A 12,211-nucleotide genomic window follows, 5' to 3' on the forward strand; every position below is an offset into this window, starting at 1 on the left:
TCCTACGCCTTGGCTCTGGCCGCCGCCTTGGCCGCCTTCTTGAACTCGCGCACCTTGGCCAGGCTCTCCGGGCTGGTGACGTCAGCGATCGAGCGGTGCGACCCTTCGTCGCCGTAGTGGCCGGCCGCCTCGCGCCACCCGGCCGGCCGCACCCCTCGCTGCTTGCCCAGCAGGGCGAGGAAGATCTTCGCCTTCTGCTCGCCGAACCCGGGCAGCGCGTGCAGGCGGCGGAGCACCTCGGTGCCCGTGGGAGCCTCGCCCGAGGCGCCCGGGTCGGTCCAGATCCGCGTGACGTCGCCGTCGTACTCCTCGACGACGGCGCGTGCGACCGCCTGGATGCGCCCGGCCATGGACCGCCCGTACCGGTGGATCGCCGGCGTCTGGGTGGCCAGGGCCACGAACTCGTCCGGGTCCGCCTCCGCGACGGCGTGCGGGTCGATCGACCCGAGCCGGTCGAGGATCTTGCGCGGCCCCGCGAACGCCGCCTCCATCGGGTACTGCTGGTCGAGGAGCATGCCCACCAGCAGCGCGAACGGGTCGTCGGTCAGGAGCTGGTCGGCCTCGGCGTCGCCGGTGAGCCACAGGGTGCCGGTCATGGGCACCATTCTGGCCGACCTCGGCACGGCTGACCGGGCGAACGCCCCGCCACGCCGCCCTGCCGCCCTGCGCGGTGGCCCGGCCCCGGGCAGCATGGGCGCATGGCCGTCCCCGCGCGCATCGCTCCCGTCCTCCAGCGGATCAACCCGTACGTGGTCCCGCTGGCCCGACGGGTGCCGCCGTGGGTGGTGGTGCACCACGTGGGCCGGGTGACGGGCCGGGCGTTCCAGACGCCGGTCGTCGCTTTCGCGGCGCGGGCGCCGCTCGACCCCACCGTCACCGCGGCCCCGCGCACGCCCGTGCAGACCAAGAGCGTGCGGGACATCCTCGTGGCGCTGCCGCTGCCGTGGGGCGAGGACACCGACTGGGCGCAGAACGCGCTCGCGGCGGGCGCCTTCACCCTGACGCGCCAGGGAACGGACTACGACGTCACCGACGTGCGCGTCGTCGACGCGCGGGAGGCGGCCGCGCTGGGGGTCAAGGCGTCGGCGGCCACGGAGCTGCTGCGGGTGCGGGCGTTCCTGGTGGGCACCCTCCACCGCAGCGTGCTGCCGGACATCTGACGGTCACCTCTGACGTCACACGGTGGGGAAGATCCCGGACCCGAGCGGGCTCTGCGCGTCGAACCCGGGCAGCACCAGGAAGCTGCCGCTGGCCGTCGGGGTCACGTACCCCATGAGGTCGTCCACCTCGTCGAGGCGCTGCTGGGTGCGCACGAACGTCTCCAGCGTGCGCTGGAAGCTGATGAAGAACACCCCCTGCTCGCCGCCGCCGTCGGTGCCCGTCGCGGGGGCGGCGAACCCGTAGGACCGGCGCAGCATGAGCCCGCTGCCGGTGAACGACGGGTGCGCGGCACGGGCGTGGGACCGCGCGGGTGTCAGGTAGGCGCCCTCGGGGGTCTTGGCCCGCAGGTCCACCTCGTCGTCACGCACGCCGCCGGACAGGGGTGCGCCGTCGGACCGGCGGCGTCCCACCACCTCGTCGCGCCGCTGCGGCGTCTCCGCCGAGAACCGGGCCAGGTCGAGCACCAGGCGGCGCAGCACGACGACGGTGCCGCCGGCAGCGGCGGGATGGTCGGCGGCGGAGACCCACACGTCGGCCGCGAGTTCCTCCTCGGTGCGCGGCACCTGGATCCCGTCGAGATAGCCGAGGGGGCTGCGGGCGACGGTGCCCTCGCCGGGCGCGCGGAAGCAGTGCTCGGCCCACCGGGTGGTGCGCAGCCCCGGCACCGCGGCGTCCGCCGCCCGCTCCAGCGCCGTGAGCACCGGGGGCAGCACGGTGGGGTCGGTGGCGTGCAGGGCCACCAGCAGGTCGCCGTCACGACGGCGCGGGTCGATGCGGTCGTCGCCCGCGAAGGTGGGCATCGGCCCGGCTCCGGGCAGGTCTCGCGGCAGTCCTGGCAGGGACAGCAGGCGCGGACCCGCCCCCACCGTGACGGTGAGGTCGCCGGGGCCGTCCGGCACGACGTCGGTCTCGGGCCGCGCCGGGTCGGTCAGCGCCAGGATGCGCACGCCGAGCGCCGCGAGCACCCGGCCGGTCTGTGCCGCCGTGGCGCCGTCGAGGTCCCAGACGGCGAGGAGCCCGTGCGGCTGCGGGGCGGCCGGCGTCGTCACGCCGGCCTGGTGCACGCCGTCGGCGGGGACCGGCACACCGCCGGCCGGTGGAGGTTCGCTCGCCGGCGTGCCCGCCGCCCCGGGAGAGCCCGGATGACCGCGCAGCGCCGCCGCTCCGCCGATCCCCGCCACGAGGCCGCCCGCGCCGAGCAGCAGCGCGCGACGGCTCACGCCCGAGGCCGGCACGTCGGCGGCGTCCCTGGGCGGGAGGGGCGGTGAGCGGTGCTCGGGACCCTCCGTCGTCACGGCGCCGCCCCGTCGTCTCCGGCCGTCGGCCCTGGCAGCGCAGCCACGCGGGCCTCGGTGTCGCGAAGGTCGACCCGTGCCCACGTGGAGCCCAGGCGCACCTCGACGCGCAGCGCCCTTCCCTGCTCGTCCACCCAGTAGCGCAGCCCCGCCGCCTCCGGGTCCACGGACCCGGTCGGCGACCCCGCGGTGCCGTCCTCCGGGCCCTCTGTGCCGTCTGTGCCGTCGCCGGGGCGCACGGGCCCGGCGAACACGGTGACCGGGGTCCCCGCCACGGTGTCCTCGCGCAGCCACAGCGCGCCACCCTGGCGCAGCAGGAGCGGGTTCTCGGGCCGGTCGGCACCGAGCGCGGCGACCACCGCGAGCAGCGACCCCATCGAGGAGCCGCCGGGATCGGCGGGGGCCACCGTCCACCCGTCGAACGACGCCGGTGGTGTGGGGCCGTCGGGGCCGTCGGGCAGAGGCCGCGGGGCGATCGCCACCCGGCCGCCGTCCCACACCACCGTGTCCGTGACGGCGCCGTCGGTGGTGACCGACACGGCGCCCGTGTGCGTCGTGTAGTCGAACACGCCCTCGAGACCGACCTGGTGGCCCTGCTCGGTGTACGACGCCGAGACCTTCCGCGCCCCGGCGTCGTAGTTGCGGAACCGCACCACCGCCAGCCGCTCGGCCTCCTCGGTCGTGACCGGGCGGGCGCTCGCGGACGGCGACGGCGCGGAGGTGCCGTGCCCGTCCGCCGCGGGAGAGCAGGCGCCCAGGAGCACGGCTGCCACGGCTGCCACGGCGGCGGCGAGGAGCGAGCGCGCTCGCGGCCGCGGGGCGGCCCCCGCGGGGCGGGCCCGCCACCGCGAGGCGGCCGCCGTCACGACAGCCCGCTCCGCTCGGCGAGGAGGCCAGCGTCCGGCACGGTGACGTCGTCGAGCACCGGCATGCGCACGGCGGCGGGGAGCCGCTCGGGCAGCGTCTCGACGTCGGTCATGGACGGCTGTGACGGCGGCGCCGGCACCTGGAGGAAGCTCGTGCCCGGCGGCACGGTGGCGGCCGGCAGGCCGTCCGCGGTGACGGCGGGCTGCAGGGCGGTGGCGTCGTCGCAGCCGACGGCGAGGAGGCCGGCGGGGGCGGAGCTCGGTGCCGGGTCGGAGCCCTGCACGCAGTTGCCCGTGGCGGGTGCCCGGTCGGCGGAGACGTTGCCGACGTCCACGCCGTTGGCGCCGACCCCCGGGGCCGTGAAGGCGTTGCCCTCGAGGCGGTTGCCGGAGGCTGCGAGGTCCTCGGCGTTGGCCAGCAGCACCCCCGCCACGGGGTTGCCGGCCACGAGGTTGGCACGCAGCACGTTGGCCTGCCCGCCGCTGATGCCGACGCCGATGCCGAACCCGCCGTCGGCGTGCTCGGGCGAGGTGTCGGAGGCGTTGGCGGTCACCACGTTGCCCACCACGGTGTTGCGGCGCTGCGGCACGAACGCCTCCTGGTAGTTGCTCAGCAGCGTCATGCCCACCCGGTTGCCGGAGAACCGGTTGCCCACCACGACCACGGAGTCCGACGCGTTGGCGTTCTCGAACCCCACGGCGTTGCGCTCGGCGACGTTCCCCTGGACGAGCACGTCGCAGTCCTGGCACTGGCCCACGTAGATGCCCGAGTCCGCCGACCCGGAGGCGTAGCTGTCGCGCACGTAGCCGTGCTGGGCGTCGAACGCGTAGATGCCGTACAGCCCGTTGCCGTAGGTGGTGACGTGGCTGATGCCGAACCGCTGCACGGGCGGGTGCTCCTGAGGGTCGAGGCGCTCGTAGCCGTCGACGCCGTGGGCGGAGGGCTCGCCGTCGGCCCCGCGCATCCCCGTGACCAGCACCCCGTAGAAGGTCGTGTACCGGACGGTGAGGTTCTCGATCCGGACGCCGTCGGCCGTGGCCACGACCCCGGAGGGGCGCAGCCCCTCGCCGTCCACGACGACGCCGTCTCGCTCGGCGCCGCGCAGCGTCACGTCCTCGGTCTCGATCAGCACCTGCTCGGTGTAGGTGCCGGGGGAGACCAGCACCATGTCGCCGGGGGCGGCGGCGTCGACGCCCTCCTGGATCGTCGCGGCGTCGGCCGGCACGCGGATGACACGGGGCTCGCCGCCGGTGCCCTGCGCGGTGGAGCCGGAGGGCGCGGCGGTGGGCGCCGCCTCGCGGCCGCTGCCCGGTGCGGTGCAGCCGGCGAGCGCGAGCAGCACGGCCAGGGGGAGGAACCAGGCGCGGCGGGTGCGGTTTCCGGGCACGTCACCCAACGTACCGGCGCGGTCGCTCACCAGCGCCCCGAGCGGCCCCCGGCCGCTCGCACGGGTCCGCTCACGAGCGAAGCGGTTGCTCGGCGAACCGATCTCGCTCCCGAGCGGCGTACATCACACAGCTGTGCTCAGAATCACGCGATGGGTAGGCCACCGCTCGCTCCGCGCCACCGCGCGGCCGGACGGCGCCGCACCGGGCGCCGTGGGGCCGCTGCTTCCGCTGCCGTCGTGGCCCTGACCGCCGGGATGGTGGTCGCGCCCCTGGTGCCGGGCGTGCCCGACCCGCCCGCCAGCGCGGCGCCGGAGGACGTCATCGCCGCAGGCCGGGTGTTCGCGGACTACGACGGCGACGGCGTCTACGACGAGGACCCCCAGGGCGGGTTCGTCGAGCACGGGGTCGACGGCGTCACCGTCACCGTCACCGACGCCCTCGGCCGCTCGGCCAGCACCCGCAGCGTGCGCGCGCAGGAGTTCGTGCTGGGCCAGGACGGGCAGCCCGGCGGGTGGGCGTGGACCGCCGACGGCGACTGGTCCATCACCGAGGGCGAGTTCGCGGCGCAGAACGACGGCGCCGTCCCGTTCGTCAAGGAGGGAGAGCCCGCCGCGCAGCTGCGGGTCACGTTCGCCGAGGTACCCGCCAACCACGAGTCGTGGTTCGCCGCGGACCGGCAGCAGAACGGCACCTCCGTCCAGTTCGTGCAGGCCGGGGACGAGTCGGTCGACTACGCGCTGCTGCGGCCCGAGGCGCACCGGGTGGACCCGCTGGACGTCATCACAGCCGTCCAGTCGGCCGGCTCGCCCGCCCACCCGTCGGTCGCGGACGTGCCGGCGCTGGTCTCGGCGGACTGGACCACCTCGCAGGCGATCCACTCCTACCAGGACCTCAACCAGAACGGCGTCTACGACGAGGGCATCGACAGGTTCGCGCCCCTGGACCCGGACGGCAACGAGTACCGCTGGTACCAGGACCTCAACGGCAACGGGTTCTGGGACGAGGGCGAGCCGCCGTCGAGCGTCGCGTTCATCGACGAGAACGGCAACGGCGTCTGGGACATGGGCCCGTGGAGCCAGAACACCGTCTACGGAGGGCTCGCGCCGACGGGTCCCACGCAGACGGTCCAGCCCGTGACCTTCGGCAGCGTCAACATCCGCTACCCCGGCAGCGGGGCGGGGTGCTGGGCCGGCCCGATCACCGTCACCCAGCGCCTCGTCGAGCCCCAGACGGTGCCCGACCACCCCGAGACCGCGGTCGACGAGAGCAGCAACCCGCGCGCCGGCGCCTACGTGGCGACCGGCGTGCCCGTCCCGTCGTGGTGCCCGGCGTCACCGGGCACCGTCAGCGGCGTCTTCGTCCCCGGCGGATTCTACGACGGCGAACCGCAGTTCACCGCGGCACCCACCACCGAGGTGACCACCCCGGAGGAGACGCGCGAGATCGCGACGTTCGGCGAGGTCGGGTCCGTGTGGGGCGTGGCCTACGAGCGCACGAGCAACACCGCCCTCGTCTCCGCGGCGTACAAGCGCCTGTCCGGGCTGGCCGAGCACCGGTGGGGCGGCTCCACCGAGCGTGCGCTCGGCGGGATCTTCCGCATCCCCGACGTCCTGGCTCCGGGCACGGGCAAGATCGCCGACGACATCGGGCCCAGCGGCGACGTCGAGCCGTGGTTCTCCCTGACCGACGTCGGGATCCCGGTCGGTTCCGTGCCCTCGAACGCGGCGCGCGGCATCGACGCCCCCACGGACAGCGTCGCCGACCCGGACGCCTTCGCCCGGGCGGCCCGGGTGGGCATCGGCGGGATCGACACGTGGACGGACGGCTTCACCACGTACCTGTACGTGATGAACCTCGCGGACCAGAACCTGTACCGGATCGACATCTCGCCCACGAACCCGGGCAGCCCCGCCTACGACCCCGGGTTCACGCCCACCGCGGCCGACGTGCTGCAGATCCCGCTCGGGCTGGGCCCGCAGCAGCGCCCGTGGGCCGTCGAGGTGTGGAACGACGAGGTTCACGTGGGCTGGGTCGACACGGGCACCGCCCCCGGATCGTGCGCCGCGCAGGTCGACCCCGGGCTGCCGCCGGTACCAGGTGGCACCCCGCCGCCGGACCCGGGCCTGCCCGAGTGCGACAGCTACGAGCCCATGACGGCCGTCATGGCCACCGTGGGCGTCGACGGCGGTGCCCCGGTGCCCGTCCTGGAGATGTCGCTGGGCTACCCCCGCGGCAACCCGATCGGCAACTGGGGTGACCAGGGCGACCGCTACTCGGACGAGAACCCGCAGACGCGCCACTGGAACACGTGGACCGACGTGTGGACGTGGGACGCGGCCGACGCCGACGGCGACGGCTGGCCGGACGGCTCCGTGGGCATCGACGCGGGGCAGGGCAGCGGCTGGTCCACCGGTCACCACGTCCAGGTCTACCCGCAGGCCGTGCTGTCCTCGTTCACCTTCGACCCGGACGGCTACGTCACCCTCGGCTTCACCGACCGCACCTCGCTGCAGGGCGGGAACATCCAGTGGGCGGCCGACGTCGGCCAGCCCGGCGGGTCGTCGCCGGAGACGTACTTCGAGACGGTCTCCTCCGGGGACATGCTCGTGGCCGGGTGGGACACCCACGAGCAGACGTACGTGCTGGAGAACCAGGGGTACACCCGGGCGTGGGGCCTGGACGGCACCTACAACCAGCGCTGGGACGCCTCCGTGGAGCACCACTCCACCGGGCCGGGCGGGTACGAGTTCTACGACGACGACCAGGCGCTCGACGCCTCGGCGCGCGGCGCCAGCGGCACCCTCAACCACGAGGAGGTCTCCCTCGGGGCGGTGCTGCGCCCGCCGGGCGCCACCCAGGTGGCGACGACGGCGTTCGACCCCCTGGTCAACATCCGTGTCCAGGGCCTGATGTGGTTGTCGGAGGACGCCGGCACGCCCGAGCGCGCGGTCGAGCTCACCGACGACCCGGGCCAGGCGGTGACGCCGAGCGGCTCCTTCCAGAAGGGTGGCGGCCTGGGCGACCTCGACGCGCTGACTCCGCCGGCGCCGGTGGAGATCGGCAACCGGGTCTGGTTCGACGCGGACCAGGACGGCGAGCAGAGCGCCGACGAGCCCGGTGTCGGGGGAGTGACGGTCGAGCTCGTCGACGCCGACGGCGCCGTCATCGGCACGCAGGTCACCGCCGACGACGGCACCTACTACTTCTCCACGCGCGACGACGACCCCGAGCACTTCGCGCCGATGGAGCACGGTGCGGACTACACGGTCCGGTTCGTGCGGCCCGACGACGGTGCCCTGACCGTGGACCTGTGGGGCACCACGGTGACCGCTCCGTGGTCCGCGGTGCCGTTCACGGCAGAGCAGGCGACGCCCGAGGTGCTGGTCAACCCCCGCGACCCCACGGACAACTCCGACGGCGTGAGCGTGCGTCCCGAGCCGGTGCTGCCCGAGGATCCGCCGCCGCCCGCGCCCGCGGTGGACCCCGAGCGCACGGACTCCAACGCGGACCTGGTCACGGGCGAGTTCGCGTTCACCCTCGGTGGCCCCGGCGCGAACGACCACTCCATCGACGCGGGCTTCCTGGCGTTCGCCCCCCTCACGGTCGAGAAGATCATCGACCCGACGGGCGCTCCCGCCGCCCCGGGGACGACGTTCGACCTCGTCCTGGACGCCGTCGACTTCCGGGGTCTGCCGGTCGGTCCGGCCGCCCCCGACCCGGACGCAGCGTTCACCTTCGCGGAGCTGGCGCAGCTCGAGCAGAACGCGGACCTCGTGACGCCCGCCGACCCGGACGGCATCGCCGACGGCGTGCTGACCGTCACCGCCGGGGCGGACGGCACGTTCGAGCCCCTGACGGCGTGGTTCCCGCTCGGGACCACGGTGCAGGTCACCGAGGCGGCCAGCGACGCCGTCGAGGAGGTCACCTACGCCCCCGAGGGGCCGGTCGAGCTGGTCGACGGCGGCACCGTGGCCGCCCCCGTCACCGTGCGCGTCACCAACCGGCTCGCCGCCGGCACGTTCACCGTGACCAAGTCGGTCGACGGCGCGGCGGCCGGCCAGGTGCCGGACGGCGCCACCTTCCCGATGCAGTACTCCACCGACGGCGGGGCCACGTGGGTGGACTTCGTCATCGGGTACGACGCCGACGGCGACGGGGCGCCGGCACCGTTCACGTCCCCGGCGCTGCCCGTGGGCACGCAGGTGCTGGTGCGCGAGGCGCTGCCCGCCCCGCCCCCGGGCGTGACGTGGGGGGCCGTGACGATCGGTGGCGAGGGCGTCACGTACGACCCTGCCACCGGCCAGGCGTCGTTCACCGTCACCGCGGGCGAGACGGGCGTGGTGCTGACGGTCACGAACGTGGCGGAGCCGGCGCCCGGCGGCTTCGAGGTGGTCAAGGAGGTGACCGGCGGGGCCGCCGGCGACGTCCCGGCCGGGACGGTGTTCCCGGTCGAGTACTCGACGGACGGCGGGCAGACGTGGCTGCCGCTCGAGGTCGCGGCAGACGGGACACCCGTCGGGGTGGCCGACCTGCCCGCCGGCACGGTGGTGCAGCTGCGCGAGGGAACCCCCCTGCCCGCGCTGCCCGGCGTGGTGTGGGGCACGCCCACGTTCACCGTGGGCGCCGGTGCGCCGCAGCAGGGCTCGGCCACGTTCGTGGTGGAGCCGGGCGTCACCGTCTCGGTGACCCTGACGAACCTCGCCGAGCCCGAGCCCGGTACGTTCTCGGTGCGCAAGATCGTGCTCGGCGGGGCCGCGGGCGTCGTGGGGCAGAGCGCCCCGACGTTCGTGCTCGAGTACGCCGTGGTGCCGCCGGACCCGCAGGAGCCGCTCGAGTGGGTCCAGCTCCCGATCCCGTGGGGACAGGTCGCGTTCCCCGAGGGAGAGTTCGAGCCGGGCACCCAGATCATGGTCCGGGAGGCGGAACCGCTGCCCGGCGTCGCCGGGGTGGAGTGGGGGCCGCCGCAGCTCTTCGTCGACGGCGAGCCGGTCGCCTCTCCCGCCACGATCACCGTCAGGCCCGGCGACGAGCCGTCGCCGGTGATCTCCCTGCTCAACACCGCCCAGCCGGCGCCCGGCGCGTTCACGATCAGCAAGGACGTCCAGGGCCCGGCCGCCGGCGCGGTCTCGGGCGACGCGACGTTCACGATCGAGTACACGATCGACGGCGGGGCGCCCGTCCAGGTCGAGGTGCCGTTCGGCGGCACGGTGACGGTCCCGGACGTCCCGGCCGGTGCGACGGTGACCGTGAGCGAGGTGGGGCTCCCGGACGTCGCCGGGGTCGTGTGGGGTGCGCCGGTGATCTCGGTCGACGGCGTGCCGCAGACGGGCGACCCGGTCACGTTCGTGGTCCAGCCCGGCACCGGCGTGGCCGTCGGCGTCAGCAACACCGCCGAGGAGGCCCCCGGCCGCTTCACGGTGGTCAAGGAGGTGACCGGCGGCGGCGCCGCCGACGTGCCCCCGGGCACCGAGTTCGTGCTCGAGTACTCGACCGACGGTGGGGACACCTGGGCCGGGCTGACCGTGCCGCTCGGCTCGCTCGCCACCTCGGCGGACCTGCCCGCCGGCACCCAGGTGCTGGTGCGCGAGGGGCCGCTGCCCGCGGTGCCTGGCGTCGTCTTCGGCGAGCCGAGCATCACCGGGGAGGGCGTCACCACCGACGCGGCGACCGGGTACGCCACGTTCACCGTGGGGGCGGCCGGCGTGGTCGAGCTGACCCTGACGAACCCGGCCGAGCAGGCGCCGGGCGGCTTCGGCGTCGTCAAGGCGGTGGACGGCGAGGGCGCCGGTGGCGTGCCGAGCGCCGTCACGTTCACCGTGGAGTACTCCACGGACGACGGTCAGACGTGGACGCCGCTGACCGTCAGCCCGGGCAGCGGCCTCCCGGTCACGGTGGCCGACCTGCCGGCCGGGACGCAGGTGCTGCTGCGCGAGACGGCGGACCGGCCCGCCCTGCCCCAGGTCGAGTGGGGGGCCGTGACGATCTCGGGCGACGGGGTGACCTACGACCCCGCCACCGGCCAGGCGTCGTTCACCGTGGGCGCCGGGACCACCGTGGTCCTCACGGTCACGAACACGGCCGACCTGGCTCCCGGCACGTTCTCCGTGGAGAAGGCGCTGACCGGGGGCGCGGCCGGCGAGGTCCCCGACGGCACGACGTTCACCGTCCGGTACACCTACACCGGCGCGGACGGCGAGACGGTCGAGGCGGAGCAGACCCTGACCGTGGGCGAGCCCTGGACCTCGGCCGAGCTGCCCGCCGGCACCGTCGTGACCCTCACCGAGGTCGACCTGCCCGACGTGCCGGGCATCACCTGGGGCGAGCCCGCCTTCAGCGGCACCGGCGTCACCGTCGACCCGGCCACCGGCCAGGCGACCCTGACCGTCGGCGCGGGCGCCGTGGTCGAGGTGGTGCTGACCAACGACGCCGGGCACGAGCCCGGCCGGTTCACGGTGCTCAAGGTGCTCGACGGCGACGGGGCCGCCCTGGTGCCCGACGACGCCACGTTCACGATCCAGTACGCGGTAGGTGACGCTCCCGTCGAGACCGTGGAGGTCGTGGCGGGTCAGCCCTGGATGTCCCCCGAGCTGCCTTACGGGGCCGAGGTCACGGTCTCCGAGCCGCGGCTGCCGCTGGTGCCCGGCGTCACGTGGGACGTGCCCTCGGTGAGCGTGGACGGCGGCGAACCGGCCGCGCCACCCGTCACGTTCACCATCGGCGCCGGGACCACCGTCGGCGTCGTCGTGACCAACCACGCGCAGCTCGCTCCCGGCGCGTTCACCGTCGTCAAGCAGGTGACGGGCGGGGCCGCGGGCGCCGTCCCCGACGACCAGGTGTTCCCGCTCGAGTACCTGGTGGACGGCGAGGGGCCGACCGTGCTGGGCGTCCCCGCCTCCGGGGAGCCCGTCACGGTCTCGGGGCTGCCCGACGGCGCGGAGGTGCGCCTGCGCGAGGTCACCCCGCTGCCCGAGGTGCCCGGTGTCGTGTGGGGGCAGGTGACCATCGCGGGCGAGGGGGTGACCTACGACCCGGCCACGGGGCTCGCCGTCTTCGCCGCGGCCGACGGCGCCTCGGTCTCGCTGGTGGTCACGAACCCGGCCGAGCTGCCCCCGGACCCGCCGGGGCCGACCCCGCCACCACCGACGACACCGCCGCCGGCACCGCCGACACCGCCCGCCCCGCCGCCGGCGACGCCCCCGCCACCGGGCCTGCCGCCGGGGGAGACCCCGCCGGGGGAGACGCCGCCCGGAGCGGCGCCCCCGCCGTCGGCGCGGCCGCCCTTCCCGTGGCTGCCCGTCACCGGTGCCTCGGGGGTGGGGCTGCTGCTGGCCCTGGCGGCCGGGGCGGTCACGCTGGGCACCGTGCTCGTGCGCCGTCGACGTGGCGGCACGGATCCCACCGGCGAGGAGTGAGGGCACGCACCTCGGGCGGTCAGCCCGCCCGAGGTGCGACCCGCACGCCGCGGGCGCAGGCTGGGTGAGGCAGTCCGCAGGGGGACAC

The 12,211-nt window shown here is 75.4% G+C and carries 6 protein-coding genes; 2 read left to right on the forward strand and 4 right to left on the reverse strand.

Annotated features, from left to right (window positions below):
* Positions 1–2: 2 nt before the first annotated feature.
* Positions 3–596 carry an HhH-GPD-type base excision DNA repair protein gene (locus DNL40_RS02910; RefSeq protein WP_111249902.1) on the reverse strand — a complete coding sequence of 198 codons (594 nt, stop codon included), beginning with the start codon at positions 594–596 and terminating at the stop codon, positions 3–5.
* Positions 597–698: 102 nt separating this feature from the next.
* On the opposite strand from DNL40_RS02910, the gene DNL40_RS02915 reads away from it, so the two are divergent.
* Entirely contained in the window at positions 699–1,160 is a 462-nt protein-coding gene (locus DNL40_RS02915) for a hypothetical protein (RefSeq protein WP_111249702.1), read from the forward strand.
* Between the two features lie 15 nt (positions 1,161–1,175).
* On the opposite strand, the gene DNL40_RS02920 is transcribed toward DNL40_RS02915, so the two are convergent.
* The 3 genes from DNL40_RS02920 to DNL40_RS02930 are packed head-to-tail and all read right to left on the reverse strand — an operon-like array spanning position 1,176 to position 4,710.
* A complete protein-coding gene (locus DNL40_RS02920) occupies positions 1,176–2,456 on the reverse strand; it encodes a Dyp-type peroxidase (protein WP_218925977.1) in 1,281 nt (426 codons plus the stop codon).
* Complete coding sequence (locus tag DNL40_RS02925) at positions 2,453–3,322, reverse strand: hypothetical protein (RefSeq protein ID WP_111249703.1); 870 nt, start codon at positions 3,320–3,322, stop codon at positions 2,453–2,455. Before DNL40_RS02925 ends, DNL40_RS02920 begins: the two co-directional genes overlap by 4 nt.
* Positions 3,319–4,710: a right-handed parallel beta-helix repeat-containing protein gene (locus DNL40_RS02930; protein ID WP_218925978.1), complete on the reverse strand. Its 1,392-nt coding sequence runs from the start codon at positions 4,708–4,710 to the stop codon at positions 3,319–3,321. Before DNL40_RS02930 ends, DNL40_RS02925 begins: the two co-directional genes overlap by 4 nt.
* Positions 4,711–4,860: 150 nt before the next feature.
* On the opposite strand from DNL40_RS02930, the gene DNL40_RS02935 reads away from it, so the two are divergent.
* Positions 4,861–12,123, forward strand: coding sequence for a DUF5979 domain-containing protein (locus tag DNL40_RS02935; RefSeq protein ID WP_146252005.1), 7,263 nt, complete (start codon positions 4,861–4,863; stop codon positions 12,121–12,123).
* The last annotated feature ends 88 nt before the right edge of the window (positions 12,124–12,211 follow it).

It is taken from the genome of Xylanimonas oleitrophica (assembly GCF_003244315.1).
Taxonomy (GTDB): domain Bacteria; phylum Actinomycetota; class Actinomycetes; order Actinomycetales; family Cellulomonadaceae; genus Xylanimonas_A; species Xylanimonas_A oleitrophica.